General features: G+C 42.0%; 28 protein-coding genes and 1 riboswitch. Of the genes, 10 read left to right on the top strand and 18 right to left on the bottom strand.

The annotated features are described in order from the left end of the window. Positions 1–27 precede the first annotated feature (27 nt). Positions 28–1200: an SEC-C metal-binding domain-containing protein gene (locus AC6CIB_RS11200; protein WP_498280692.1), complete on the top strand. Its 1173-nt coding sequence runs from the start codon at positions 28–30 to the stop codon at positions 1198–1200. An 86-nt stretch (positions 1201–1286) separates the two neighbouring features. Here AC6CIB_RS11200 and AC6CIB_RS11195 read toward each other — a convergent pair whose 3' ends face one another. The 5 genes from AC6CIB_RS11195 to AC6CIB_RS11175 form a co-directional block, all read right to left on the bottom strand. Then, entirely contained in the window at positions 1287–2069 is a 783-nt protein-coding gene (locus tag AC6CIB_RS11195; RefSeq protein ID WP_498281382.1) for a MetQ/NlpA family ABC transporter substrate-binding protein, read from the bottom strand. Positions 2070–2129: 60 nt separating this feature from the next. Further along, complete coding sequence (locus tag AC6CIB_RS11190) at positions 2130–2795, bottom strand: methionine ABC transporter permease (RefSeq protein WP_498280690.1); 666 nt, start codon at positions 2793–2795, stop codon at positions 2130–2132. After that, positions 2785–3798 carry a methionine ABC transporter ATP-binding protein gene (locus AC6CIB_RS11185; RefSeq protein WP_498280688.1) on the bottom strand — a complete coding sequence of 338 codons (1014 nt, stop codon included), beginning with the start codon at positions 3796–3798 and terminating at the stop codon, positions 2785–2787. Before AC6CIB_RS11185 ends, AC6CIB_RS11190 begins: the two co-directional genes overlap by 11 nt. Before the next feature lie 71 nt (positions 3799–3869). After that, positions 3870–3975, bottom strand: a riboswitch (SAM riboswitch). Positions 3976–4163: 188 nt separating this feature from the next. Then, positions 4164–4859 carry a chitin disaccharide deacetylase gene (gene chbG / locus AC6CIB_RS11180; protein ID WP_498280686.1) on the bottom strand — a complete coding sequence of 232 codons (696 nt, stop codon included), beginning with the start codon at positions 4857–4859 and terminating at the stop codon, positions 4164–4166. Positions 4860–4879: 20 nt separating this feature from the next. Then, positions 4880–5605: a GntR family transcriptional regulator gene (locus AC6CIB_RS11175; RefSeq protein WP_498280684.1), complete on the bottom strand. Its 726-nt coding sequence runs from the start codon at positions 5603–5605 to the stop codon at positions 4880–4882. A 221-nt stretch (positions 5606–5826) separates the two neighbouring features. On the opposite strand from AC6CIB_RS11175, the gene AC6CIB_RS11170 reads away from it, so the two are divergent. From AC6CIB_RS11170 to AC6CIB_RS11155, 4 genes are read left to right on the top strand one after another with little or no spacing between them, the layout of a single operon-like run. Further along, entirely contained in the window at positions 5827–7134 is a 1308-nt protein-coding gene (locus AC6CIB_RS11170) for a 6-phospho-beta-glucosidase (RefSeq protein ID WP_498280682.1), read from the top strand. 23 nt (positions 7135–7157) lie between these two features. After that, positions 7158–8450 carry a PTS cellobiose transporter subunit IIC gene (gene celB / locus AC6CIB_RS11165; RefSeq protein WP_498280680.1) on the top strand — a complete coding sequence of 431 codons (1293 nt, stop codon included), beginning with the start codon at positions 7158–7160 and terminating at the stop codon, positions 8448–8450. Beyond that, positions 8447–8767: a PTS sugar transporter subunit IIA gene (locus AC6CIB_RS11160; protein ID WP_498280678.1), complete on the top strand. Its 321-nt coding sequence runs from the start codon at positions 8447–8449 to the stop codon at positions 8765–8767. Before celB ends, AC6CIB_RS11160 begins: the two co-directional genes overlap by 4 nt. A 12-nt stretch (positions 8768–8779) precedes the next feature. Next, a complete protein-coding gene (locus tag AC6CIB_RS11155) occupies positions 8780–9085 on the top strand; it encodes a PTS sugar transporter subunit IIB (RefSeq protein ID WP_498280676.1) in 306 nt (101 codons plus the stop codon). Between the two features lie 100 nt (positions 9086–9185). Here AC6CIB_RS11155 and AC6CIB_RS11150 read toward each other — a convergent pair whose 3' ends face one another. The 6 genes from AC6CIB_RS11150 to AC6CIB_RS11125 all read right to left on the bottom strand — a co-directional run bounded on the left by AC6CIB_RS11150 (position 9186) and on the right by AC6CIB_RS11125 (position 14137). Next, on the bottom strand, positions 9186–9404 hold the full coding sequence (locus AC6CIB_RS11150; protein ID WP_498280674.1) for a DUF2922 domain-containing protein: 219 nt from the start codon (positions 9402–9404) through the stop codon (positions 9186–9188). A 40-nt stretch (positions 9405–9444) separates the two neighbouring features. Then, positions 9445–9663 carry a DUF1659 domain-containing protein gene (locus tag AC6CIB_RS11145; RefSeq protein ID WP_498280672.1) on the bottom strand — a complete coding sequence of 73 codons (219 nt, stop codon included), beginning with the start codon at positions 9661–9663 and terminating at the stop codon, positions 9445–9447. Between the two features lie 134 nt (positions 9664–9797). Beyond that, positions 9798–11177, bottom strand: a complete 1380-nt coding sequence (locus AC6CIB_RS11140) for a Glu/Leu/Phe/Val family dehydrogenase (RefSeq protein WP_498280670.1) — start codon at positions 11175–11177, stop codon at positions 9798–9800. A gap of 163 nt (positions 11178–11340) precedes the next feature. Next, positions 11341–11793, bottom strand: a complete 453-nt coding sequence (locus AC6CIB_RS11135) for a substrate-binding domain-containing protein (protein WP_498280668.1) — start codon at positions 11791–11793, stop codon at positions 11341–11343. Positions 11794–12213: 420 nt separating this feature from the next. Next, positions 12214–13632 (bottom strand): coiled-coil domain-containing protein, encoded by a 1419-nt coding sequence (locus tag AC6CIB_RS11130; RefSeq protein WP_498280666.1) that lies wholly within the window; start codon positions 13630–13632, stop codon positions 12214–12216. Further along, complete coding sequence (locus AC6CIB_RS11125; RefSeq protein WP_498280665.1) at positions 13619–14137, bottom strand: RNA polymerase sigma factor; 519 nt, start codon at positions 14135–14137, stop codon at positions 13619–13621. The genes AC6CIB_RS11130 and AC6CIB_RS11125 overlap by 14 nt, the downstream gene beginning before the upstream one ends. A 270-nt stretch (positions 14138–14407) precedes the next feature. Here AC6CIB_RS11125 and AC6CIB_RS11120 point away from each other — a divergent pair, with 270 nt between their 5' ends. The 4 genes from AC6CIB_RS11120 (at position 14408) to AC6CIB_RS11105 (ending at position 17622) form a co-directional block, all read left to right on the top strand. After that, positions 14408–15196, top strand: coding sequence for an ABC transporter ATP-binding protein (locus AC6CIB_RS11120; RefSeq protein ID WP_498280663.1), 789 nt, complete (start codon positions 14408–14410; stop codon positions 15194–15196). Further along, positions 15180–15935, top strand: a complete 756-nt coding sequence (locus tag AC6CIB_RS11115; protein WP_498280662.1) for an ABC transporter permease — start codon at positions 15180–15182, stop codon at positions 15933–15935. The genes AC6CIB_RS11120 and AC6CIB_RS11115 overlap by 17 nt, the downstream gene beginning before the upstream one ends. A 35-nt stretch (positions 15936–15970) precedes the next feature. Next, positions 15971–16966, top strand: a complete 996-nt coding sequence (locus tag AC6CIB_RS11110) for an aliphatic sulfonate ABC transporter substrate-binding protein (RefSeq protein WP_498280660.1) — start codon at positions 15971–15973, stop codon at positions 16964–16966. A gap of 65 nt (positions 16967–17031) precedes the next feature. Next, a complete protein-coding gene (locus AC6CIB_RS11105) occupies positions 17032–17622 on the top strand; it encodes an SCO family protein (protein WP_498280659.1) in 591 nt (196 codons plus the stop codon). A 371-nt stretch (positions 17623–17993) separates the two neighbouring features. On the opposite strand, the gene AC6CIB_RS11100 is transcribed toward AC6CIB_RS11105, so the two are convergent. The 5 genes from AC6CIB_RS11100 to AC6CIB_RS11080 all read right to left on the bottom strand — a co-directional run bounded on the left by AC6CIB_RS11100 (position 17994) and on the right by AC6CIB_RS11080 (position 22925). Then, positions 17994–19124 (bottom strand): hypothetical protein, encoded by a 1131-nt coding sequence (locus tag AC6CIB_RS11100; protein WP_498280657.1) that lies wholly within the window; start codon positions 19122–19124, stop codon positions 17994–17996. After that, the gene (locus AC6CIB_RS11095; protein WP_498280655.1) at positions 19117–19551 is read right to left on the bottom strand and encodes a type II secretion system protein; all 435 of its coding nucleotides are present in this window, start codon (positions 19549–19551) and stop codon (positions 19117–19119) included. Before AC6CIB_RS11095 ends, AC6CIB_RS11100 begins: the two co-directional genes overlap by 8 nt. Before the next feature lie 13 nt (positions 19552–19564). After that, entirely contained in the window at positions 19565–20002 is a 438-nt protein-coding gene (locus AC6CIB_RS11090; RefSeq protein ID WP_498280654.1) for a type IV pilus modification PilV family protein, read from the bottom strand. 147 nt (positions 20003–20149) lie between these two features. Next, positions 20150–21271: a histidine kinase N-terminal domain-containing protein gene (locus tag AC6CIB_RS11085; RefSeq protein WP_498280652.1), complete on the bottom strand. Its 1122-nt coding sequence runs from the start codon at positions 21269–21271 to the stop codon at positions 20150–20152. Positions 21272–21458: 187 nt separating this feature from the next. Then, positions 21459–22925 carry a cell wall-binding repeat-containing protein gene (locus AC6CIB_RS11080; RefSeq protein WP_498280651.1) on the bottom strand — a complete coding sequence of 489 codons (1467 nt, stop codon included), beginning with the start codon at positions 22923–22925 and terminating at the stop codon, positions 21459–21461. Positions 22926–23770: 845 nt separating this feature from the next. Between AC6CIB_RS11080 and AC6CIB_RS11075 the strand changes: the two genes are divergently transcribed. Beyond that, on the top strand, positions 23771–25423 hold the full coding sequence (locus AC6CIB_RS11075; RefSeq protein ID WP_498280649.1) for a M4 family metallopeptidase: 1653 nt from the start codon (positions 23771–23773) through the stop codon (positions 25421–25423). A gap of 212 nt (positions 25424–25635) precedes the next feature. Here AC6CIB_RS11075 and AC6CIB_RS11070 read toward each other — a convergent pair whose 3' ends face one another. Continuing rightward, a complete protein-coding gene (locus AC6CIB_RS11070) occupies positions 25636–25893 on the bottom strand; it encodes an EAL domain-containing protein (protein ID WP_498280648.1) in 258 nt (85 codons plus the stop codon). Then, complete coding sequence (locus tag AC6CIB_RS11065) at positions 25835–26188, bottom strand: EAL domain-containing protein (RefSeq protein WP_498280646.1); 354 nt, start codon at positions 26186–26188, stop codon at positions 25835–25837. Before AC6CIB_RS11065 ends, AC6CIB_RS11070 begins: the two co-directional genes overlap by 59 nt. Positions 26189–26384: the final 196 nt, after the last annotated feature.

Raw genomic sequence — 26384 nt, 5'->3', positions numbered from 1 at the left:
AAAATATGGATGATAAAGGATGGTTGGATGAATCGTTTTGTTGAAAGGGTCGAACCTTATTTTTTGAATGAGGATCCATTTGTGCAGAGATATGCCATAGAAATATTAGAGGATACTTATTTAGTTGATGGGGATACGTTTTTAACCGGATTGAAAGCCGTTGAACGTGAACCGGTGTCGGAATTCTCCTCCCCGGTTCTTCCTTACTTAATGTACATGCCATTGAATGAGGATGGGATGATAGAGGTCATCAACCGTTTAAACCGTCTGGACAAAAAGGATGATGATCGGCTGTTCTATACCCAGTTACTGCTAAATGCTGATACCAATTTGTTGATTGCGCAGAAGAATGATGTAAAACGTTTTGTGGGTGAAATCCAATTAGCAGAAATCGTGAAGCTGCCTTCTTTAACGATTGAGGAACTCTACCAGGAACTCGCGGGCATCACCGTTTACTTGGATAATGATACATATAGCCAAGCCCATTATGATCATGGTAAGAGGATCATCAAAGAGTTGATAAAAAAGAGCGGGTTCGAAAGCTGGGAAGTACAGAATGGTTTAAAAGATCATGAAGAGGAAGAAGATGGGTTTGGTTTTCACGGGATATACATCATTTATTCAGTTGGTGAACTTCGTGAAGAAAGCGTCGTCCCTCAGTTAGTGAATCTCTTTAAAGATGAAGATGAAAGTGATCTATTATTCGAGGAAGTGGCCAATGCCCTGGTGAAAATAGGAACGGAGCAGGTAGTTCACGAGGTTGAAAAAGTAGCCCTCTACGGAAATACCTTTTACTATACCTTGGACGCACTAGGAAGAATCAAAACCAAAGAAGCGGAAAAAGCGTTATTAAGATTATTTGATCAAACAGATGATATAACCGCTAAAACACTGATCTCAGATTATTTATGCCATCAGTTATCAATAGAAGCTATTCCCAAAATTGAAGCGTTCATCGAGGAAGGCTATGATGAAGGAATGCTTTGTCTAGAAGAATCCCTCTATGTCAACTGCATCATGAATGGGATCGACCATCCAAAGCTTGCTGCCTGGAGGAGAGTCATTGAAGAAGTGGATCACCCGTCAATGGATGGCCAACCACTTCTAGTTCCTCAACTTGCCCATACTGGAGACAAAATAGGACGCAACGACCCTTGCCCTTGCGGAAGCGGTAAAAAATACAAAAAGTGCTGCCTTTAAAACGTGAGGGACGGACCTCTGCAAGCAGCGGAAGCCCGTCCCTATCACTTTCTTATATTAAATATTTCGGTTAGAGGTCCGTCCCTCTACTCCATCCACTCCGGCTTGCCAAAGCCTTTGAATTCTTCGTCGATGACTTTTTCGAATTCGTCTGCTTCGACGACTGATTTGATATCCTTCGCCAGTTGTGAATCAACGTCTTTTGTGTTCACGACGACTCGGTTACGGTATTGATCGGGCATGTCTTCCAGCTGTAGTGCATCAAGTAAGTCCATATTGGCAGCCAGTGCGTAGTTCCCTGGAACCGCAGATAGATCAACACTGTCAACGGCTCTTGGAAGCTGTGCTGCTTCGATTGGTTTGAACTGCAGGTTTTTCACGTTTTCAGCAATGTCTTTTTCTGATACCGTCAATGGATCTGTATCCGGTTTTAACGTGATCAATTTCGCATCTTCTAAAATTTGAAACGCCCGTGCTGCGTTCGTTGGATCGTTTGGAATCGCGATGGCACTGCCTTCTTTGATGTTTTCAATTGAATCAAACTTTTGTGAGTAAATCCCCATCGGAGCAGTTGGTACGACAATCACTTCGGATAAGTCCATGTTATGCTGCTTCGCGAAGGTTTCCATGTAGATTTTATGCTGGAAAAGGTTCGCATCCAGATCTCCCTGAGACAGTGCGTTATTCGGCTGAATATAATCACTGAACTCCTTCACTTCAACCGTGTATCCTTTTTCTTCAAGACCGGGCTTGATCGCTTTTGTCACCATATCACTGTACGGTCCGGATGTTGCTCCGATGGTCACTTCTTTTTTATCTTCCGCACTTGAACTTGCTTCGTCTCCGCCGCAAGCTGCAAGAATGCTCATTGCTACCGTTAATGCTACTAATAAAATCCATTTTTTCACTTGTTGTTCCCCCTAAAGTAGTTATCGTTTATCGACTAATCGTGCAAACACATCACCCGTATATTGGATGAGTTGAACTAAACAAATTAAAATGACGACGGTGGTGAACATCACCGTGTTGTCATAACGGTAGTACCCGAAGCGGATCGCCAGGTCCCCGACTCCGCCTCCACCGACGATGCCGGCCATGGCTGAATAGGCAACTAAACTGATCGTGGTAATCGTAATCGCTTGAATCACTGCCGGACGCGCTTCTGGTAACAGCACGTCCTTAATAATCATCCAAGGACTTGCCCCCACTGAAACCGAAGCTTCGATAACTCCTTTGTCAATCTCCCGGAGCGACGTTTCTACCATTCTCGCAAAAAACGGAATTCCCGCAATAGAGAGCGATACGGAAGCTGCCGTCGGTCCAATCGTGGTACCGGTCAATAGTTTGGTTAATGGTAAGAGTGCTACTAATAGAATAATGAACGGAACCGAGCGCACCATATTGACGACAAATCCAACGACCTTTTTGATAAAACTATTTTGTAAAAACAAGCCTTTGTCTGTTACGAAAAGAAGAATCCCGAGCGGCAACCCCACCAAAATCGCAACTCCGAGTGAAATCCCCACCATATACACCGTTTCAAAAAAGGCTTTATTCAATTCTGGTAAAATTGCAGTCAATGAATCAGGCAGCATTCTCAAGCACCTCCAAGCTCTGCGTCTTCACCGTGATATACCGGATCGCGGCTTCGATTTCGTCATGGGAGCCGATCAGTTCCATGATAAAAATCCCCAGTGGCACTTCCTGAATATATTCAATCTTGCCGTGAAGAATATTGCCTCGCACTTTGTATTTCTGGAACACTTCTGAAACGACGCTTTCCTCTGCGATCGATCCTTTGAATTGGATTTTGATCAGTTTTCCTTTTCTTGATTCCACGAGGTGTGGCGGGAGCTCAAATTGAAGGATCGTTTCAATAAATTGCTTCGTTAAAGGCTGCTTAGGTTCTGCAAACAGGTCGTAAACCGGACCTTCCTCTACGATTTTCCCATCCTGCATCACGGCCATCCGGTCGCAGATTTCTTTCACCACTTCCATCTCGTGGGTAATGAGCACAATTGTCAATCCCAGTTCTTTGTTGATTTTTTTCAATAGCTTCAAGATGGATTTCGTGGTATTCGGATCGAGTGCCGATGTCGCTTCATCGCAAAGCAATACCGATGGGTTATTAGCAAGGGCTCTCGCAATCCCGACTCTCTGCTTTTGTCCTCCGCTGAGCTGAGCCGGATACGCATCCGCTTTGTCTGAAAGACCGACCATCTCAAGGAGCTCGACGACCCTGGGCTTGATTTTCGCTTTCGGTACACGTGCCGCTTTCAAGGCAAAAGCCAGATTGTTAAAAACCGTTTTGGATTTGATCAAGTGAAAATGTTGAAAGATCATGCTCGTTTTTTGACGGGCGAGTCTTAGTTGTTTGGATGAGAGCTTCGTAAAATCCTGTCCATCAATGATAATTTCTCCTGATGTCGGGGATTCTAATAGATTCAAGCAACGAATGAGTGAACTCTTGCCCGCTCCACTGTATCCAACGATTCCAAAGATCTCACCCTTTTCGATCTTCACGGACACGTTATCGACACCGACCACCGTTTGCTTCTTTGTTTTGTACGTTTTCACCAAATTCCGAATCTCGATCAATGTGCACACCCCTTTTTTTGTCCAATAAAAAATGCCTCTTTCAACTGAAAGAAGCATCGCCTGTTTATCTCGACTTATCTTTCAGAATGAAATCATTCTGCAGGAATTGGCACCGTTCCAATACTGGAGGTTGCCGGACGTCATAGGGCCTGATCCCTCGGTCACTCTGGATAATTGAAAGTATGTAATTTTCTAAATTTTTATCTTATAGAGGATAATACTGGTGATTGGTGGGGATGTCAATAGGTGATTTTGAGTAAAGATTAATGTAAACGTTATCTTTGTTGATGGAATAGGAAGGAGTTTTTTTCAACTACTATACTACCCATATATACATCCTAATCTCTCAAACAATCGATCGAAAACTAAAACTTCAACCCCTTCATCCCTGTCAACACATCCAACTCCCTCAACCGCTGCTCACAATAAGAAGAATTCCTCCTCAAATAAGAATCAACATAAGCCGGATGACACATAATCTCAAGCGTCGCCCCTTCGTACCGGCTGTCCAATATCCGCTCCAATCCCTCAACCGACACACCCTCACCATAAAAGTCCATCGTGAACCGATCCGTTAATACATTCATTCCATCTACGTCCCCATCAAGCACATTCCGAACCGGAACCTCATAATGCTCCGACAACCTCTTCACCACCGGGATCAAAGGCCGAAAGCTATGGACGTGATGATGACTATCGATATGGGAAAGGGGCAATCCGAATGATAAAAATTTATCAATCTGTGTCTCCCACTCCATCTCAACCTCCTCCACATCGATTTCTTTTTCTTCAAAAATCCTGCTGGTGTAACGGAAAAAGCCTCTCTCATCTAGTAGCGATGGTACCCCGCCCGAAACTGGTCTCCCACATGTCAGCGTTAAATGGATGCCAACCTGTAATTCCGGATATAGCCGAGCCAATTCCACCGCATGCTCAGTCCCCGGCATATTGACCAACATGGTTGTCGAGTTGACGATTCCATACCGGTGACTATCAACAATGCCGTAATTCACCCCTCGGCATAAACCAAAATCATCTGCATTGACGATCACGTTCCTCATAATCCCCCATCCCCTTTTCTCTAATAGGTTCTTTCTACAAGAAAGCTCGCTTTATCTCCTCTGAAGATCGCTTTGGAAAATTCGATCACCGATCCATCCTCTACATAAGCAGTCGTTTCGATTATAAAGCAAGGTGTCCCCTCTGGTACCTCAAGCTTTTCCGCCACTCGTTCATCTGCTAAAAATAACTCGATCGTTTCGACGGTTTTTTTAATTTTTATCTCAAACTGTGTTTCCAGGAGCTTGTAAAGAGATCTTTCGCATTCGTCTTTATCCAGCCCAGGCGTCTTGTACCAGGGCAGATATGCCACCTCATATTGCAGGGGCAGCCCGTCCGAATAACGGATCCTCTCTAAACGATTGACTGGATCTCCATTCTTCAATTCCAACGCTTTTTCCACTGTTGATTCTGCCGGGATGACACTCATGCTTAGTACCTTGATTTTAGGTTTCTTACCTTGTAATCGCAGTTGCTCTGTGTAGTTGTCTATCGTCGAGGATAGAATTTGACTGACTTTCTGTTCCGCGACAAAGGTTCCTCTTCCTTGCTCGCGATACACGTAACCTTCAAGTGTCAGCTGCTGGAGCGCCGTTCGGATCGTCGTACGGCTGACATTGAATTTCTCGCAAAACTCCGCTTCCGTCGGCAATTTTGTATTTGGCTCGTATTCTCTATTTTTAATCAGTTCGATAATTTCTTCCTTTACATGTGAATGCAGGGCTTTTACTTCTTGTGTCTCTTTCATTCTGCTTCTCCCTTCCACTTTCTTCCTATATTTGCTATAACACATCCACGATCAATTCTCTATTCCTATTCATTTTATCATAAAATACATTTGTTATTACAATTAAATAAAAAATAGACATAAATCTTATATTTGTCATTACAATATATAGACGAGCGAAAATTTGTATGATACATTATAAAAAATAGAAATCGCTTTCAAGATGAAGGGAGATCGACAGAATGTCATTAAAGGTGGTCATAATCGGAGGCGGATCAAGCTATACACCAGAAATTATCGAGGGGTTCATCCACCGATACGAATCTTTTCCTGTCACGGCCATTACGCTTGTAGATATCGATACAGGGAAAGAGAAGCTTGAAATTATCGGGCAGTTTGCTCGTCGGATGATCCAAAAAGCAGGTGTGCCGATTGAATTGGAATGGACTCTTAATCGGCGGGAAGCTTTGATCGGTGCTGACTTTGTTACAACACAAATCAGGGTGGGCGGCCTCTCTGCCCGGGAAAAAGATGAACGGATTCCGTTAAGTCATGGATTCATCGGTCAAGAAACCAATGGAGCAGGCGGTATATTCAAGGCCTTGCGCACCATCCCGGTACTCATGGAAATTTGTCATGACATCCATCACATTTGTCCCAATGCATGGCTTATTAATTTCACCAACCCCGCAGGAATTGTAACAGAAGCCCTGCTTAAATACAGCACACATAAAAAAGTCATCGGGGTGTGCAATATCCCTTTCAACATGAAGAACAGTGTGGCTGAGATGATGAATTGTCGTGCAGATGAAGTACAAATTGAGTTTGTAGGGATGAATCATTTTGTGTTTGGAAAAAGGGTTTGGATCAACGGACTGGATATGACGGACCTCGTCCTCGAAAAACTAATCAATCAAGAAGGAGACTATTCTCCTGCGAACATCGTTTCACTTGGATGGTCCAAGGAATTTTTAAAAGCCCTGGGGATGCTTCCTAATCCTTATCATCAATACTACTTCCAACGGGACTCTGTGTTGGAAAAGGACCTTCAAGCTTATAAAGAAAACGGTACACGGGCAGAGGTTGTTCGAAAAGTTGAAAAAAAACTTTTCATCCAATATAGGAAAGAAGAGTTAAACAAAAAACCAAAAGAACTGGAAAATCGAGGAGGTGCCTACTACAGTGATGCTGCCTGCAGCCTCATGACGAGCATTTACAACAACTCAGAGGACATCCAAACCGTCAACACACTGAACAAAGGATCCATCCCTGACCTGCCTCACGACGCTGTCATCGAAGTAAACGCCGTCATTACGGGGGACGGACCTCGGCCAATCGCCATCGGACCTCTCCCTCCATCAGTCAGAGGGATCATCCAACAGATGAAAGCGTTCGAAGAGCTCGTCATTCAAGCAGCAATGTCCGGTGAGTACAATCATGTTTACCAGGCCATGGTGATGAATCCGCTAGTACAGAACGAAGGGGTAGCAAGCCAACTAGTCGATGAATTATTAGAAGCTCACAAAGAGTTTTTACCGCAATTCAATTAATCTAGTAAATGGGGGAAAGAGAAATGAGTAAAGTAATGGGGTTTATGGAAAGCAAGTTTATGCCTATTGCAGGACGAATCGGGTCACAACGACATCTCGTTGCCATCCGTGATGGTTTCGTCACGATCATGCCGTTGATCATCGTAGGATCTTTGGCTGTCTTATTAAATAATCTGCCGATTGAAGCCTTCCAGAATTTCATGGTCGCTGTGTTCGGTGAGAACTGGAAATCCGTTGGCGGGAATATGTGGAATGGGTCATTCGCCATCCTCGGACTGCTCGTCGCCGCATCCATCAGTTATCATTTAGCCAAGTCCTATAATATCGATGGGTTATCTGCAGCATTAGTGTCGATCGCTTCACTCATCATCCTCACACCGGTAACGGAAGACTGGGGAATTTCCTTCGCGTGGACCGGAGCACAAGGGATATTCGTCGCCGTGATCACGTCGCTCCTTGTCACAGAATTATTTAAAGTGTTAATTCGCTCGAAGTTTACGATCAGTATGCCCGACGGTGTGCCGGAAGGTGTTGTAAAATCATTCAAAGCCCTGATTCCGGCTACGATCATCTTGATTCTTGTGGGTCTTATTCAAGCTCTCTTAACTTCATATGCAGGAAAAAGCATCTTCGAAATCGTTTTTACCGTGGTTCAGGAACCACTGCAAGCTGTATCAAACTCACTGCCATCAGCCATTGTTGTAGCCTTCTTAAATCATTTCCTTTGGTTCTTTGGTTTACATGGCACAAACATATTAGGTCCGATCATCGAACCGATCTACCTACCATTGATTGAAAAAAATCAGCAGCTGTTCGCAGACGGCATGAGTGCCTTCGACGTTCCATACATTGTGACGAAACCATTCTTCGATGCGTACGTGTACATGGGTGGATCCGGTACGACGATCGCCTTGATCATCGCCATCTTCCTTGTGGTGAAAACGAAGCATTACCGCACAGTCGGGAAACTGTCTGCTGCACCTGGAGTCTTCAATATTAATGAACCGGTCATCTTTGGGTTGCCGATCGTGTTAAACCCACTTATGTTTATCCCGTTTTTACTCGTACCAGTTGTGCTGACCGTTACATCTTATCTGGCACTGAGTTTAGGTATTGTACCCAAAACCGTCGCGATTGTTCCTTGGACGACACCACCGATCATTAGTGGATACCTTGTAACAGGCGGATCCTGGAGTGGAATCGTGCTTCAACTCGTGAACCTGACGATCGCTACACTCATGTACATTCCATTCCTACTCGCATCTGAACGTGCCCAATTAAAGAAAACGACCGAAACGAGTGATAAAATCGCATGAATGCTGAACAAAATTTAACCTTAGAAGAAATATCTTTTCATATCATATTACACGCTGGCAACGCGCGGTCTTCCGCCATGGAAGCCCTCCAGGCAGCGAAGAAAAAACAATTCGACACGGCCGGGGAAAAAATGGCTGAAGCAGCGAAAGAAGTTCATCAAGCACACCATTACCAAACGCAATTACTTCAAAAAGAAGCAAGCGGTGACACACAGAATCCTACGATTCTATTGATTCATGCCCAGGATCATCTCATGAACGCCATCACCGTTAAAGAACTGGCCCAGGAAATCATCGAACTACATCAAACCAAGTAAGGAGTGCTTTATATGAATATCATGTTAGTCTGCTCGGCAGGAATGTCAACGAGTATGTTAGTCCAAAAAATGCGCAAAGCTGCTGAAGAAAAAGGTCTTGAAGCCACCATAAATGCTACATCTGAAGCTGACTTAAGCAATCACTTAGATAAACTTGATGTGATTCTCATCGGTCCCCAAGTACGCTACCTATCATCTAAAATTATGGAAAAAGCTGAGCCTTATCATATTAAGGTGGATGTAATCGATGGGATGTCTTATGGGATGATGAATGGTGAGAAAGTGTTGGAACAGGCTGTGAGTTTGTTGGGGAAATAATTTTTTCATGATTGAGAGTGACCTGTAATGGGTTACTCTTTTTTTATGTTGAATAACATTAAGAAAGTGTCCCCCAATTAAGGAGAACACTTTCACTCGATTACATCACATCATAATCCGTCACATTACGCTCGACCACTCGAGCTCCTTCCACACTCACAAACATTCCGCTCGAACTTCCAAATACATTGGTCGCGATCAGGTTATCCATCGCTGCTTTCACCGCCACAGTATCAATCGGATCAATCGGGTCATTGATGGATAGTTTCCCTGACTTCCCCGTTTCCGTTTGGAATTCCAGTTCTAATACTTTTGCCATGTTGCATCTACCTCCTTTCTATTAAACGATCGATCATCATTTACTCGTTAATGTCGAAGCTTTGGACCTTTTCGATGTTGAATAATCCTTTTGATGAAAGACTTGCCAGGGATAAAGCCGCGCTGTTCATCTCATCTGCCGTTGCCAGTGCATTGATGTAGCTATACGATTTGTACACAATCTTAGGATTCCCTTTCTCGTCCTGGCCATCATTGTAAGCCAGACGTATTCTCGTAGATTTCAAATCCGCTGTTGCCATGTGCCTCACCTCCTTTCACCCTTTATATAGAGTAAAGGGAAAGGGAAGGACACCCTTTATTAAAATTTATTAAAAGAGGGACGGACCTCCACTCCTAGTACCAGCTCCTAGGAATAGAGGTCCGTCCCTCGTTCTTAATAAAGTTTCCCCTGTCTGTATAGAACCGTGGATAGTTTCATGACGGAGTGGATGTAGCAGTTTTGCCGTAATGGGAAAGGGTCGCCGAAGAATAGTGGCAGGACGGTGTCCATGGTTGTTTTCATTTTGTCGTAGAGGAGGTTGAATACTTCTTCCTCTGTGTAGAACTGGGTTTCCCGTCCTTGCAGCCATTCGAAGTAGGAGACGATGACCCCACCTGCATTCGCAAGGATATCCGGGATGATAATGACTCCTTGATCACTTAAGTAACTATCCGCTTCCGTTGTGATTGGTGCATTGGCCCCTTCCACGATGATTCTTGCTTTCACCTTTTCTACATTATCTTTGTGTACCTGATCCTCTAATGCCGCTAACATCAGAACGTCTACATCTAAATACAGAACCTCATCACGGCCACGGATTTCAGCCTTTACTCCGATTTCCTTCAACTGTTCATCTTTCGTGGGAAGATCTCCTTTATTCTTCATCGTAAACTCCACTAATGCCGGGATATCAAGACCATCCGAGTTGAACAACGTCACATTCCGGTCACTCACCGCCACCACTTTATTCTGTAAATGAGTGGATTGATATGCTTCAAGTGCCGCCACCGAGCCGACATTCCCGAACCCTTGTACAGCAATCGTTAACGCACGGTCTTCAAAATCAAGAGCTGTTTTCGCAAAGACATTATCGGTTTTCGTCAATAGACTCTTCTGTTCTTTTACAAAATCATGAACCAGATAGCGGAATGTAAAGAAGACACCTTTACCCGTCGCCTCTCTCCGGCCCAACGATCCGCCGTTCACAACACTCTTGCCCGTAAAGCTACCTCTATAAGGCATTCCCGGCCGGATGCTCTTGTACTCCGCCATCATCCAGTCCATTTCACGTTCCCCCGATCCCATATCAGGAGCAGGGATGTCTTTATCGGGTCCCAGGACATCGCTGAAATATTGGACATACTTCCTCGCAATCAGATGAAGCTCCTTCTCGGAATACTCCCGGGGATTCAGGATGATCCCGCCTTTTCCTCCACCGAATGGAACATCATGAAGGGCATTCTTCAACGTCATTAATGAAGCCAGATTCACGACCTCTTCCTCATTCACGGTCTCGTGAAAACGAATCCCTCCCTTATAAGGCCCGAGGGCATTATTATGTTGAACACGAAAAGCAGGGATTCTGACCACCTTCTCATCCTCCAACGGAATCCTCAAATACGATTTATGTACGTGGTTCGGTGTCGACAGAATGGAAGTTAATGAAGTGAACGCTTTCTTTCTCGTCTCACCTTTCACTTCGGGTAAAAAAGATTCGTCCTCTAATAAAGCATCCAATGACTTTTGAACAATATCTCTCGTTTGACTGATCAAATCGGTCCCTCCTATTAATTTGAAGAAAATAATGGTATTTACTATAGTGTTACCCTGTCACTCCTGGTTAAAAACGACTATTCTTAAACTCTCACATCAACATCTCCCACCAAGCAGAAAAACCACACCTTATCCAAAAGGTGTGGTCTTCTACAGATGCTATTCAATAACTGCTTTTTCTGACGACAAGCTCGGATGAAACAAACACTTTATGAGTGACTTTTTGTTTTTGTTCAAGACGCTTCATCATGAAGACAACAGCCGTTTCCCCCATGACTTCAGTTTGGACTTTGACAGAACTAAGTGGAGGATACACATACTTTGCGACACTGATATTATTGACGCCGATAATATTGACACGGTCAGGTACACTGAGCTCCTCTTCATGAAGAGCACGCAAAGCACCGATGGCAAGGGAATCATTGCCGCAGAAGAATGCCGTTGGCAGTTTGTCACCGTTCTCTGCGATCGCTTTTTTCATTAAGTCGAAGCCATCGTCCACCGTGAAGGAACCGACATACATAGCTGATTCTGACAGCATCCCTTTTTCTTTAAACTTCTCACGGCCACCTATATAGCCGATTTCAGTGTGTCCTTTTTCGATAAAATAGTTCAACACTTTTTTCGTGGCGATGGAGAAATCAGTGAGAACAGAATCAAAATCCTCACCCTTTGGTCTGAAGTTGACGAAGACGATGTTCTCCGTTATGCAATGGAGATTCTCTGCCTGTTTTGGACTAGAGGATTAAAGCTTCGATTCTAAAAAAAAAGAAGATTGTTTAAAATGCCCACCTTAGTGGCCTTTTTCAAGGAGGATGGCTTCTGGGAGAAATGATGAAGATTTAAATTTTCATGAAATCTGTTCAAAGTGAAGATGTTATGAATTGGATTCCAGTCACCAGATAGCCGATTTGTACCTGGAACCCTATGGAAGGAAACAAAAAAAGACACCCCATATACTATGATAAAGGATGTCTCTTCTCTTCTGGCTTTTCACTCAATCAATTGAGTATATAAATTGCTGTCATAAGTTACTCTACCATCCATGATAAAACAACTTTCCATTTTTTATTGAGAGTAATTCTCCTGAGTTCCCTTCCTCAACTTTATACGGCTCACCACTCTGCATAACCGTGTCTACAATGGAAGCGAATTGGTCCCTTGTATATTTTTTTGATCGATGTGACATCAAATCGATAAAGAGGTCTTTATATTTCACGTCAGTTGCAGAAACGAGAGAAACGGTTGCTATTATCTTTCTGCCAATAATAACGTGTGACACATCTGAGCTTGGAGTATAGTAGAAGCGCCCTCCGTACCATTTCGCAATTTCATCATACTCCTTCCCGACTTTATATATGTCAAAATCACGACTTAGCTTAAACGTATGTCCATTAGAATCAGTCATGGTGAATTCCATCGGGTATAGTTCCTCATCAGGACTGTCTTCGTTTGTACCATCCTTTTCTTTCTCACCTGCAGAGGCACTTCTCATTTCTTCGTTGCTTGCCTTTTCCTTTTCAAGACTCGCTTCTTCTTCAAGGCGCTTTTTGTCTTCAACCTCTTCTTTCACCTGATAGAACGCATCTTTTGCCGACTGTATTTCTTCTTTCATCTCAGCAGTCGTTTGATTATCCGGCAAAAGGTTGACCTGTTTCATCATTCTCTCTGCTTGTTGTTCGAACTCCTGTTCGTTTAATGATGGTTCTTCTGCAATTGCTTTAAGGTTTTGGATTTCTTCTTGTACTTCTTTATATTGATTTAACGTTTGATCAATACGATTCACCTGTGTGGAATAATGATTAGTAAAGAACGATCTAAGGGATGAGCTTTCAAGGTTGTCGAATGTCTTTAATTTTTTTGCCAGTTCGCTTTTTATTGAAGCTACCTTTTCAGCCATTTTTTCTTCTAAAGGGCTTTTCTCCAGGAGACTGCTCACATCGTTAATGTTCTGTTGAAGCTCATTGGCCACTGGAACGGTCTGGTTATAATCCTCTATTTCTTTCATCATGGGGATTAAATTTTGGCGAAGTTCCCTTTCCTTCTCTTCTCCACTTTTCAAAATTCCCTTCTCAGCATTTCGGAGTGATATTTGAGCCGACTTTAGTTCTGAAGGTTCAATCGTTTTTAGTAATCCGCCCTCTTCCGTTTCTTGCAGGTTCAATTCCATTTCTTCATAAACCGCTTTAATGTTTCCCTCAGCATCAGCGAATAACTGATTTGCTTTATCTTTGTCTGTTTGGGAAATGATATATACCGTCAAGATTGAAAAAACCAGTAACCCAACAGCTGCAGCGGCAAAGCTTTTAAACCTGCCCTCTTTCCAGACTTTCTTCTGTGAAGACGGAGAAGGTTCATGATGAAATATGGCTGTATGAATGCGTTCTTTCGCCTCGTTATTTAGTTGAAGCGGGGGAAGCTTTTTTTGTAGATTGTCTTCATTATGATTCTTCATTTGTAAATCCTCCTGTTATGGATTGCAGCTTTTTACACGCACGGTGATAGGTGATTCGAACTTTGTTCTCCGTCCACCCAAGAATGGTGGCTGTTTCTTTTACGTCAATGCCATTTATTCCTCTTAAAACCAACACATCCCGATAGTTAGATTTAAGCTTCTGAATAGTGGTTAAAAGTTCGCGACTTCCTTCATTCAGAAAATAAAGAGATTCAGGTGTTTCTAATGAAGCGGCTTCATGATTTTTTGGGGAAAAAGAAGTAGTGGACCATTTATTCCTCTTCATCTTTCTTAGTTCATCAAGGGCCAGATTCCTGGCAATGGAATATAACCATGTTTTCGGATTCGCTTTTCCCTCAAACGAGTCCACGGAATTCAGTGCCCGAATGAATACTTCCTGAACAAGATCTTCCACATCAGCAGAACCCATCCGATATACCAAGAAAGTATATATAGGATCACTGTAAAGTCGAAACCAATCTGCGACCAATCTATTGTTGGACATCCCATTCCCCCGCTTTTTTCTTTTACATATTAGACGATATAGAAGTTGAAATCATTTCACTTTTTAGTTTTTTTTCCAATATAATAGGAAATTATTTTCAACAACGGTGATCATGCCTATCCCAAACTAATGATTAAATTCGGTACCAGGCACTCGTATATCTAACCCCTCCAAAATAAAGGAAACCTTGACAACCATCCCCAATATACTATAATTGTATTATTTATATTCCGACTAAACTAATAAGAATTATAAGATAAGGATGATTACATGTTTATACAGATCAACCACCTTAATAAGCAATATCTCGATAAGAACGGGAAGCCAACTGATGTCCTTAAAGATATGAACCTTGAGATTGAAAAGGGTGAGTTTGTTTCAATCCTGGGACCTTCAGGATGCGGAAAGTCTACACTCCTCTCCATCGTGGCTGGACTGACCAGCTCGACTTCCGGAGAAATTCTTGTAGATGGAAATCCGATCAAGAAACCTGGAAAAGACCGGGGGATGGTGTTTCAACAAGCGGCACTTTTTCCATGGCTGAATGTCCGTGACAACGTGACGTTCCCTCTCAAAAAAGAGATGTCAAAAAAAGAAGCGAAACAGCAAGCCGCCAAGTACTTACATATGGTCCAGCTGGGTAACTATAAGGATCATTATCCTCATGAGCTGTCGGGAGGGATGCAGCAACGGGTTGCGATTGCACGGGCTCTCTCCATGAACCCGGAAATCCTTCTCATGGATGAACCATTCGGCGCACTGGATGAACAAACACGCTCCCGCCTTCACCACCAGCTTGAAACGATTTGGATGGAAACGAAGAAAACGGTCCTGTTCGTCACTCACAGCATCTCTGAATCTATTAAACTTTCAGATCGGATCATCGTCATGGGTACCCGCCCCGGTACGATTTTGGCAGATATTAAAGTGGATCTTCCTCGTCCACGAGATGCTCATAAAGAAGATATGGTGAAAATCGAAGAACATATCATGAGCTATTTAAAGAAGGAAATCGATAAAGTGATAAGTGAGGAATTGGCCTATGAACACAGCTCTTAAACGCATCATCTTTTTTGCCCTCATTATAGGCCTTTGGGAATCGGGATCACGATTTGGACTATGGACAGAAGTTGTCCTCCCCTCTCCCACATCCGTTTTCGAGGCCCTATTTACAGGAATTGCAGATCAAACCTTGATCATTGACCTTATTGCGAGCTTCAAACGTTTATTCATCGGGTTAGGTATTTCATTGCTTATCGGAACCAGCATAGGCGTTCTTCTGGCCAAATCAAAAACGGCCGACGATACGCTGGGATCTTTACTGTTGGCCTTCCAAAGTGTACCGAGCATTGTCTGGCTGCCACTGGCCATTATGTGGTTCGGTCTCAATGAAAAAGCGGTGATTTTCGTCGTCATCCTCGGCGGTACATTCGTCATGGCCCTCAACATTCGAATGGGCATAAAAAACGTCTCTCCCCTCTTTTTAAAAGCAGCACAAACAATGGGATCGAGAGGTTTGGACTTATTCATTCGAGTCATCTTCCCTGCATCGATTCCTTATGTGGTCACGGGTTCACGTCTTGCTTGGGCCTTCGCCTGGAGAGCGCTGATGGCAGGGGAACTGTTAAGCACCGGTCCCGGACTCGGCTACACTCTCCGATACGCATCCGATTTTGGTGACATGAGCCTGGTCATTGCCGTCATGATCATCATTGGAGTCATCGGGGCGATTGTGGATCAACTGATTTTCCAGCGCATTGAAAAATCAGTGATTAAGCGTTGGGGATTGGAGTCTTAAGCATATTTAAGAAAATAAAAACAGGAGGTTACAAAATGAAAAAAGCATTTCTACTCTTAACGATTTTCTTTACATTCCTAGGTGTATTAGCAGGCTGCGGTACTGAAAAGAGTTCAGGCGGTGACGTAAGCGAGAAGGTCGTCATCGGTTACTTCCCTAATATTAATCACGTTCCCGCAATGGTTGCGAAGGATAAAGGATTCTATGAAAAGCAGCTGGGTGACGGTACAAAGATTGAATATAAAACCTTCCCGGATGGCTCGTCGTTTATGACCGCTTTAAAAACAGGCGAAATTGATGCCGGTCTTGTCGGGCCTGGTCCAGCTATGAACAACTACATGACCGGTGCTGACGTGAAGATCATCGGTGGGGGATCTACTGGTGGAACCGTGGTCCTTGCCAGTAAAGAAAGCGGCGTAAAGACCGTGGACGACTTTGCAGGCAAATCCTTCATCACACCAGCCGTTGGTTGTACACATGATGTTCAGGTCGAAACATTCTTAAAAGAACATGGCATTGAATCTCAACGTATCGGCGGAACCATGAAACATGTGACAGGAAACCCTGCACAATATGCCAACATGCTGAAATCAGGGAAAGTCGATATTGCCGTAGCGCCGGAACCCTGGGCCGCCGTGATTCAACAGGAAACAGGTGCCAACATCATCATCGATCATGATGAAATTTCATTCGGGGAAACATTACCTGCTTCCGTCCTGGTTGCTTCAGGAAAATCCGTTAAAGAAAATCCAGATACCATTCAAAAAATCGTGGACGCTCATAAAGAAGCAACTTCTTTCATCGCTGAAAATCCGGAAGAAGCAAAAGAAATTACCATTAAAGACGTGAAAGACGTAACCGGCCAAGAACTAAGCAAGGAAGTCGTCGACCAGGCATGGGAACGAATCGGTTTCACTTACAAAGTGGACTCTGATGCCGTTCAAGCCTTCGCTGATTCATCCTATGAACTGAAGTTCCTGAAAGAAAAACCGGAATTCACCGATTTAATTGATAAGCAGTTTATAGACTAACCTGACAAGGTCCGTCCCTCTTCTCGTATGAGGGACGGACCTCTGTTTCAGAAGGAGGAAGTGGAGTGGGAGTAAAATCTATTATTGCAGTAATTGCCTTATCTTTTATCTTGTTGGTTGGCTGCCAGGGTGAAAATGTTGAGGAGTCTTTTCCTATGGAAGTAGAGGTCGGTGAATTGGCCGCTGTGGATCAGAATGGGGAAACTACGTCTTTAGGTGAGCTCAATAAGGGAAAGATAGTGATTGCTGATTTCATCTTTACGAATTGCGATACAGTTTGTCTTCCGATGACGGCGAATATGTCGAAGCTACAAAAGAAGATACAGGAGGCGGGATTGGATGGAGAAGTTCAGCTGGTTTCGATTAGTGTGGACCCCGAACATGATTCTCCTGACGTTTTAAAGGAATATAGTGGCCGATATGAAGTTGAAGATGAGAATTGGAGTTTCTTGACGGGATACTCCCGGGACGAGATCGAATCTTTTGCCAATGTTTCTTTTAAAACTCCTGCTGCTCAAGTTGAAGGCTCTAATCAATTTGTTCATGGAACTTCTTTTTATTTAGTGAGTGAAAATGGGATTCTGCTGAAGCAATATGAAGGGGTGTCCAATCCTCCATATGAAGAGATCATTGAGGATATTGAGAAGTTGAAGTGACCTTTTCGAATTGAATCGCGGAGGTTTTTTATGTAGATTTACTTCTGAAGTTTATTCTAAACCCTTTATAGTTCGTTTCTTGTACTGTTTTTGGGAATCTGTATGAGATAGAAGAGTTATTTCACTAATCTTTCATAATTAAGCCACTTTCATGGTGGATTAAGCCAGATTGGGGTTTATTAAGCCTTTTTTCAAATTATTGATCCGGAATTGGGGGTAATTGACCCGGTTTTCAAATCATTAAGCATCCCTGTCGAAAAATCTGATTCTTTCCTACTCACAGCCCGATTAACAAGGGAAGGAGTGGATATACTTCAATCATATTCCATAAAAAACCTTCCACAAAAAGTGAAAGGTTTGCATTTATACAATCAATAATCAACTTCAGTTGAAATTTCATCCCACATAATGGATATCGTTTGAGAGGAGCCGCTTACACCGCAGTTTTTCACAAATTCAGTGTGATTGACGTAAGTTGGCTGTCCAGATTTGATTATTCCTTCTACTGACCCTTTCACATATAACTTCCCATCTATATCTAGCTGACTGGCTTCCAGGTTACCAGCTACACACATTTTTGAGTTTGTACTAATGGATAAATGTTTGGAAATTGAAGCGTCCCCCCCAACATAAGTATAGGAGTTGTCTTCTATATCCATCTGCCCGGCAAGGCTCATGCTGCCTCCGATATATACCTTGGAACTGTCCAATCTTAACTGCCCTCCAAAGCTCATCGTACCTTTTACTTCAAGGATCACTGTTGAAGCATTATTCATATTCTTCCCGAGTGACATGGAACCGTCTGTATGAATTTTTGTATTGTCCATGTTATTGGCATTATCGTCCAGGATGAGTGCCCCAGTTGTATAAATAAGTTTGTCATCTAAGTTATTATGGTTTTGAGGATAGGACCCAGATCCAAGAACTAAGATCTCAGCGCAACTATTATATATAATCGGCGGGTTTTTACATTCAGCCCGAATATTTTCCGGTTTCTGAATCTGATTAAAGTCTGGTAGTTCTTTCGATGAGGTCGACCCGATTCTAATCGGGATCGTCATGATCGTATGTAAGGTAGTTTCTTTACTTTCCGAACTTCCTAAGCTTTTAAAATGGATGATCAGTTCATTCTCTTGTTCATTAAGGCCACTAAAGTTCATTAAACCATCATTTTTAGTTAGTTGAAAATAGGACGCCAATTCTTCATCTTCTATTTCTACTTTTTCATTTTCCAGGGATCCTTCAACCTTCACTTTTAATCCTTCACTATTTGTTGTCCCATCTATCTCTGATTCTTTCAAGACATTCCTGACCTTACCCCCGAAATACTCCACGCCCATCTCCGCCAAAGCAACCGATTGATATCCCTTCTCCACTTCCTTATTCTGTTTCACACTACTAAAGGACTGACCCATAAAAGATAATGAAATCACCATAAAAACGACCACCATCAATAAGACGGTTACCAATGCATATCCTTTTTCGTTTTTCATATCATTCATTATGTTTACTTCCCTTCAGTCTATATAAGGTTGTATCTATGATGAACTTATTTTTAGGATGGTGCTTATCTGTAATCGTAACGAGTAAAGGATAATCGATATTGCTTGGTTTGATAGGCTTTTCCGGGGCATTCTCCAGTGAAAAACACAGATCGTTATGATGAAACTCCTCTTCTTGTTCACTGTATTTCATTTTGATGGTACAACCCGGGTTTTCCAGTTCATAGGATTCTGAAGTCTGATGAATCCTCGTCAACTTCATGGTTAAAATATTCGCTTCCTGCTGAATACTATTTTGAGAGACAGCCTTTTTGGTATAATTGATCCCTTGATAGAAAACATTCCATACAACTGCACCTATAATGGACAAAATGGATAAAGTAACAAGGACTTCAACAAGTGTTAATCCACGTTCGTTATGTATCAAAGTAGAAGCCCCCTTAGTCATGTACCATCAAGTATCCGTAAGTTTCACTTACTATTTTTTGATCTTCAAGCACTTGAATGAGCAATTGATGAGCTTTTATTGGAGATGGAGATTCTGTTGTATCCAAATCCGAGTGTTTATTGATCGTTACATTTACCTTAAACCCATCTATGGTGGAAGTGAAATAATGATAGTTATGTGGGTCTGTGCCTTCATTTTTTATGTAATGTGATGGCGGAGTTTCAAGGCTGCCCCTTTCCTTCCACGCAGCAAGTTCTCCCCTGGCCACGTTCACAGCCTTCATTTTCTCGCCATTATACGTATTCATCCTGCCCATCTGGGGAAAGAAATTCACAATCGTCAAGAGAACGATCGATAAGATCACCATCGACAAAAGCACTTCAAGTAACGTAATCCCTTTTTCATTTTGCGTCATAATCTTATCCAACATCCTCTTAAACTGATTATATTTATCTAAATCGATTATACCATTTACATTCTACTAATCACTAAAGCATTTGCTGGACTACACCAAAAAAAATCGGTGCCGGGCACAAAAACCACGTTTTGTGCCCGGCACCGATAGGCCAGAATTCTACTAAATAACTATATTCGTTTCCACAGGGATCCCAATCGTAAATATGGTCATCTTATCATTTGATTGACAATGGATCTGGCCTCCGTGCTTCTCTATTAGCTTTTTACAGATGTATAGACCGATTCCGGTTCCAAGATCTTTCGTTGTGTAAAAAGGTTCGAAGATGGCTTCGATGGTTTCTTCTTTAATCCGCGGACCGTTGTTGGAAATCTCCAGTTTTGTTTTGCCTGCTTCTTCTTCACAGGAGACGGTTATCTGACGGTGGCCTTCCACTTCTTGAAGAGCGTCAATCGAGTTCATGATGAGGTTAAGAAAGACCTGTCTTAGCTCATCCCTGTTTCCCAACACCTTGATGGCCATATCACACTGAAAATCAATAGATACACCACCATCCAGAAGGCTTGGATACAAGAATTCAATGGTTTCCTCCAGGTGATTCGAAAGAATGATCTCTTCCCTTGCACTCTCAATTAAATCTTTTCTCGATACATGCAGGAATTGAGAGATACGGTAATTCAATTGCTCAAGCTCATGCTGCATTATATCCAGATACGGTAAGTCAGGATAACCGTTTTGCAAGAGTTTGGTGAACCCCATAATAGAAGTGAGTGGATTTCTAAATTCATGGACAAAGCTCGAGCTCATCTGGCCCAGGATCGTCAGGCGTTCTTTATGGGTTTGATCAATATATGACTCTTTTTCCTGGAGCTGCTGCTCTTTGATTTCCGTGTATTTTCTGACGGCCAAGTAGGAGAAACGATCGAATAACGCATTGATTTCTTCAATGATGGGCTGTAATTCCCTGAGCTCGATCCCTGAATTACTTACCCATTTTATGATGATGCTTTTTCCTATATTCACGTTGTACACAAACTCACTGATATTGACGTTGGCGTTGACTCGTTCCAGGGCAGTCTTGTGTGCAAGGCAGGTGATTTCTTCTTCACTGAGGGGCTTCTCGATCGCGCGTTTCACTAAATGAAACATTTTCACCCCATTGTTCAACACTTCTTTTTTATATAAATCATTTTCTGAAATGACGATGTTTCTGCGCCAATTAAGTAAAAATTCGTCTGAATGATCTTCTAGAAATTGTATTAGCATGGTAGAAGCACTAGTCATTGATGGCAATCCCTTCATTCCGTTTATTGTCAAAATATTCGTTGATATTACTATAACAGAAAATGACGGATAGGATGATAGTCATTTGGTATTTTATACAGCTGAAGATTCCTGAGATGGTTGCAAAAAAATAAGACTAATGACCACCACATAGTGTAATCATTAGTCTTTCTATATGTTATATAACCTACAAACCGCTAAGCTCCTCTACAACTTTTTGAGAAACCGCTCCTTCTCCACCAAGTACAGTATAGTACCACGTACCATTATCTGAGATGTACTCTCGTACAGGCTTAGGAACCTTATTTTTTTCTACAAGGATGATAGGTTCGTAGTATTTAGCGGAGAGTACAGACCCGGTCAGTGCATCGGCAAAGTTTTGACCTGTCGCAACCGTGATGATATCTCCAGGCATTGCAAGCCGTGTGGCGATGTTAACCGATGTTTCAAAACGGTCCGCTCCAAAAATCCGTACAGGATTCGTATGAGCGAGTTGCTTTTGGACTTGATCGGAAATGGCTGCTTTTCCTCCGACAATAATCGTGTCCGTGACAGACTTCAAAGCACCCTTCGTTTCATTCGCTAATTCATTAGTAGGACTTAACAAAATCGGTATTCCATTGGAGGCAGCATAAGGCGCGATGGATAAGGCATCCGGGAAATTGCCGCCGTATGCAATGATTGCCTGATCGTAATACCCTAATTCTTTTGCAATGTTGACCGCTGTTTCATATCGAGTTTCCCCCCCGATTCGACGAACATCCAAGCCGTTATTCTTCAAATCCTTAGCAACTTTAGCTGATATTGCTCCCTCTCCTCCTAAAATAACAACCTCCTTTGCTCCTAATTCTTTTATTCGTTCTTTCACCTTACCATTTAAACTATCCTTTGGATTTAATAGGATCGGCGCATCTTTCTGATAAGCGAACGGTGCACCCGCCAAAGCGTCAGGGAATGTGTTATCTCTTGCTAATACAACCGTTTCAGCCCCGTCAGGCCATCCTGCCTTTGAGATTTCAATGGCGGTTTCGTACCGGTCTTTTCCATAAATCCTATACACATTATCCGTGGTTTCTTCTCCAGTGAATGCGGTTAACCCATATCCTCCGTCCCCGCCAAACATATTCAGATCAGTGGCTGCAATATAATAGGAGCCTGGAGGTAATGAGTAATAAATCTGGAGATTATCGCTTCCATCTTCCAGCCATTCGTCAGGATAAACAGGCTCACCTTCCGAAGTGAAAAGTAAATATCCCAGACTATTGAGAGTCGTCAATGTCTTTCCGTAAATATACGTATCTTGCGTTTCACCGATATCTAAACTATAAAAATCCAAGTCTTCAGCCCAACCAAAAGTGCCAAGTACAACATCGTCGAGGCGGATATGGTCAGCCTGGTAAGGATAATCATTGGGTTCCTTTTCATACACTTCACCCATCAACCTCATTTCATCGGTCTTCCTTAATCCTTTCATCTTTTCTTTCAGTCTAGTGAAGGTTGAGTCATCAAGTGTCGTTGAAGATTGTTTCTTTGAGAGGGATTGAATTTCTTCCTTAATGGTTCGGTGATCAAACGTACCTGCAGCAAGCGACGGTGAAACACTAAAACAGAAGATCAATAGAAATACAAATAAACCGGTACTGATTTTCTTCATGATCCCAGCCCCTTCGAATTGAATTATATGTAACGCCCAACAATATGTTGGTTTACAAACTTATATTATTTTGGAAAGTTGAATTTAAGTCGTGAGAATTGGGTTCTATGATCTTCTTAAAATGGTTTGTTGGAGAATGGAATATTCAAAATACGAGAAATCGTATAAATGAGGTTAGTGACAGAAAAAGCAGTTGGGAATGTACGGATGGAAATATAGGATTGCCTGCCTATATTTCATAATAAAAAGGAATAACAAACTATGGCCTTAGAAAATACGCATTCTTGGCTTCTTGAGAAACTTCATAAATATACGATTTTCTTCAGTTTTAAATATTTTTATCCCTACTAATTTTAATGGTGTCCATATTTCTTTCATATAATATCCAGACATTGTTATTCCTCCTAACAAAGTAATTTTTCATTAACAGATATTTCCTGTATTTCTATTATAGAATAAATTTCAGAATAGTCTATCGATTAAGCAGGAATACTTATCGACAACTTTTTCAGTAGAGTCCATCTCTATTAAATATTTTATTATAGTATGGTTATCCTTTTACATAATTCTAAGTACCCATAAAACTTCTATTTATAACCTCCTAATATTTTCTAATCTCCCCCCATTTTTCTTTCTCTTTCGACAATAACTAGTCCTTACTCATTACTTCTAATTCCGAAATAAACAAGAGAGAGATGCTTATTAATCAAATTTCCTCATAGTGCACTTCTCTTCCTACCAATAAATACCTATATTTTCAGACTTTTAAGATAATGAATACGAATCATGTAATTATTTTCCTCCCTCTTTATACTTGTACATAAGCTACTAAAGGAGGAAATAAATTGAAAAAAATACTAATTGCACCAATTATCCTTTCCACTACTCTCTTTTCTGCCGCCCTTCCGTCCAGTGATGCCCTTGCCGTCCACCCCCAAGAACACGCATTAAATACAGCCTCCAAGGAATGGAATGAGAATGCTAATGTCTCTCTTTTTGTAAAAGAAAAGCAAGCAGTCAAACGTGTTGCAGTTAATTCCAATGATGCTCTTAACTATTTAGATCAACATAAAAGTAAAATTGGAATGAAGAATCCCAAAGCCAGTTTAAAGGTGAAGGAATCAAAAAAAGATGAGTTGGGGATGACCCACGTCCGCTTCCATCAAACAAAGAATGGACTGCCTGTTGAAGGTTCTGAGATTATTGTTCACTATAACAAAAACAATGAAATTACAGCTGTGAATGGTTCTTACAATGAACAAGTGGAAACGAGTGAACTGAATACGTCTACGCTCGTTTCCAGTGAAAATGCGATGGAAGTAGCGAAAGCCTCTGTTCATGCTCCCGAAAAAACAGAATACACTCCAACTTCGGAACTCGTGATTTATCCGTTTGAAGGAAAAAATCATATCGCCTATAAAGTGAATGTGAACTTCTTAGGAGCAGAGCCAGGAAACTGGTTTGTTTTCGTAGATGCGAAAAGTGGAAAAGTGGTGGATCAATATAATGGAATCATGCATTCCGAAAAGATTAAAACTCAAACAGGAACAGGGACCGGTGTATTAGGGGAACATCGTCTTTTACATATTTCTCAAGTAAAGGAACCGCGTTCAGGCACCGAGTTCCAGATGGCGGATTATAGTCATGAGAATTTGGAGGGGATTTTAACGTACGATTATCCTTCAAGAGAGGTTTTCTCCAATAAAGATGCTTCATTTAAATCAGATTACGATCGTCCTGCTGTGGACGCCCATTATAACTCAGAGAAGGTTTACGATTATTATCTAAATGAGCATGGCCGAAATTCCCTTGATGATGAGGGAATGGCGATTGTTTCTTATGTTCATTATGGAACAAATTATAACAACGCCTTCTGGAACGGACGCCAAATGACGTATGGTGACGGAGATGGCCAATTCATGGTTCCTCTTTCTGCCGGGCTTGACGTGGCTGCTCATGAAATGACCCACGGGGTTATTTCCAACTCCGCCAATCTTGTGTACCGTTTTCAACCTGGTGCGTTAAATGAAGCTTTCGCAGACATTTTCGGCGCATTGATCGATGATGAAAACTGGGAGCTGGGAGAAGACATCATGGCACCAGCTGCTAAAGAAGACGGCAGAGAATCTCTTCGCAGCTTAAGTGACCCAAGCAAGTATCCGGTGGGAGAGAAATATGTAGCATACGGAAATGGTGAAGGAAAATATCCATCACATATGGATGAATTTTATGATCTTCCCCGTGCCTTGGACAATGGTGGTGTTCATATTAACTCGTCCATCATTAATCATGCAGCCTACCTGACGGCTCAGGATATTGGACGAGAAAAGCTCGGAAAAATTTATTACCGTGCATTGACGGTTTATTTGACGCCTACGTCTGATTTCAGCGATGCCCGTCAATCGATCATTCAATCTGCTGTCGATTTATATGGAGAAGGCAGTGCAGAGGTAGAAGCAGCTACCGGAGGCTTTGATTCTGTAGGTATTGTGGAATAAAATAGGGTATTAAAAAAGCATGAAGGTCATTCTTCATGCTTTTTTATTATTTTCATAACCATTCAGGTAAAGAATTTTCCTTAAATACATTTGTCTCAAACTCCTCAGGTGACATTGGGTGACCAATCCCATATCCTTGTACCATATCACAGTTACTACTTTTCAAGAACAGATATTCCTCCTGACTCTCCACTCCTTCTGCGGTTACGTTTTTAGTGAAGATGTTTCGCCATAGAAATAGTGCTTCTTACAATAGCTTGATGATCTTCATGAGTTGTAATTCCTCTAATGAAAGAACGATCGATTTTTAACGTATCTAAGGGATATTTCTTTAAGTAACTTAGAGATGAATAGCCCGTTCCAAAGTCATCCATAGATAAACTTACTCCTAAACTCTTTAATTCCTGTAGTTTAGAAACCATCACTTCTTGATCGCACATAGCAACGCTTTCTGTTACTTCTAAAATCAATGTAAGCTGGATTGATATTGTTTTTCTTGATACTTTCTTCCACTTTTCCAACAAATGATTTGTCCAGGAGTTGTCTAATCGAGATGTTAACTCCTACTTTCAATGCTTTATATCCCGCCTTTTGCCATCGATGATTTTGTTTCAAAGCATTATCAAGGACCCATTCTCCAATAGGGATAATCAGTCCAGTTTCCTCAGCTATTGAAATGAATTCAGCTGGAGATACATTACCTAAGGTTTTACTTCTCCAACGTATGAGTGCTTCCATTCCCCCTGTTATCACAATGTTGTCCACTGAAATCATCCTTTAAATTAGTAGAAGACGGCATTACCATTTGAGTTACAATGCTTATTATATATGAGATAACGAGACATAATCTATCATTTCACGACAAATCTCCACGAATATAGATATATTTCTTCAGAGTATTGTAAAGGTTAATACAGTGTGGAACAAGGAAGTAAAAGTTCAAATCTTCTTATAAGGATTA

The organism is Rossellomorea sp. GQ25 (assembly GCF_059758515.1).
This window is presented reverse-complemented; position numbering and strand designations above follow the sequence as displayed.

Excerpts from the sequence above, each read along its gene's own strand:
- AC6CIB_RS11200 (WP_498280692.1), top strand. The coding sequence starts at position 28 with ATGAATCGTTTTGTTGAAAGGGTCGAACCTTATTTTTTGAATGAGGAT.
- AC6CIB_RS11195 (WP_498281382.1), bottom strand. The coding sequence starts at position 2,069 with ATGAGCATTCTTGCAGCTTGCGGCGGAGACGAAGCAAGTTCAAGTGCG.
- AC6CIB_RS11190 (WP_498280690.1), bottom strand. The coding sequence starts at position 2,795 with ATGCTGCCTGATTCATTGACTGCAATTTTACCAGAATTGAATAAAGCC.
- chbG (WP_498280686.1), bottom strand. The coding sequence starts at position 4,859 with ATGAGGAACGTGATCGTCAATGCAGATGATTTTGGTTTATGCCGAGGG.
- AC6CIB_RS11175 (WP_498280684.1), bottom strand. The coding sequence starts at position 5,605 with ATGAAAGAGACACAAGAAGTAAAAGCCCTGCATTCACATGTAAAGGAA.
- AC6CIB_RS11170 (WP_498280682.1), top strand. The coding sequence starts at position 5,827 with ATGTCATTAAAGGTGGTCATAATCGGAGGCGGATCAAGCTATACACCA.
- celB (WP_498280680.1), top strand. The coding sequence starts at position 7,158 with ATGAGTAAAGTAATGGGGTTTATGGAAAGCAAGTTTATGCCTATTGCA.
- AC6CIB_RS11160 (WP_498280678.1), top strand. The coding sequence starts at position 8,447 with ATGAATGCTGAACAAAATTTAACCTTAGAAGAAATATCTTTTCATATC.
- AC6CIB_RS11155 (WP_498280676.1), top strand. The coding sequence starts at position 8,780 with ATGAATATCATGTTAGTCTGCTCGGCAGGAATGTCAACGAGTATGTTA.
- AC6CIB_RS11150 (WP_498280674.1), bottom strand. The coding sequence starts at position 9,404 with ATGGCAAAAGTATTAGAACTGGAATTCCAAACGGAAACGGGGAAGTCA.
- AC6CIB_RS11145 (WP_498280672.1), bottom strand. The coding sequence starts at position 9,663 with ATGGCAACAGCGGATTTGAAATCTACGAGAATACGTCTGGCTTACAAT.
- AC6CIB_RS11130 (WP_498280666.1), bottom strand. The coding sequence starts at position 13,632 with ATGAAGAATCATAATGAAGACAATCTACAAAAAAAGCTTCCCCCGCTT.
- AC6CIB_RS11125 (WP_498280665.1), bottom strand. The coding sequence starts at position 14,137 with ATGTCCAACAATAGATTGGTCGCAGATTGGTTTCGACTTTACAGTGAT.
- AC6CIB_RS11120 (WP_498280663.1), top strand. The coding sequence starts at position 14,408 with ATGTTTATACAGATCAACCACCTTAATAAGCAATATCTCGATAAGAAC.
- AC6CIB_RS11115 (WP_498280662.1), top strand. The coding sequence starts at position 15,180 with ATGAACACAGCTCTTAAACGCATCATCTTTTTTGCCCTCATTATAGGC.
- AC6CIB_RS11110 (WP_498280660.1), top strand. The coding sequence starts at position 15,971 with ATGAAAAAAGCATTTCTACTCTTAACGATTTTCTTTACATTCCTAGGT.
- AC6CIB_RS11100 (WP_498280657.1), bottom strand. The coding sequence starts at position 19,124 with ATGAATGATATGAAAAACGAAAAAGGATATGCATTGGTAACCGTCTTA.
- AC6CIB_RS11090 (WP_498280654.1), bottom strand. The coding sequence starts at position 20,002 with ATGTTGGATAAGATTATGACGCAAAATGAAAAAGGGATTACGTTACTT.
- AC6CIB_RS11085 (WP_498280652.1), bottom strand. The coding sequence starts at position 21,271 with ATGACTAGTGCTTCTACCATGCTAATACAATTTCTAGAAGATCATTCA.
- AC6CIB_RS11080 (WP_498280651.1), bottom strand. The coding sequence starts at position 22,925 with ATGAAGAAAATCAGTACCGGTTTATTTGTATTTCTATTGATCTTCTGT.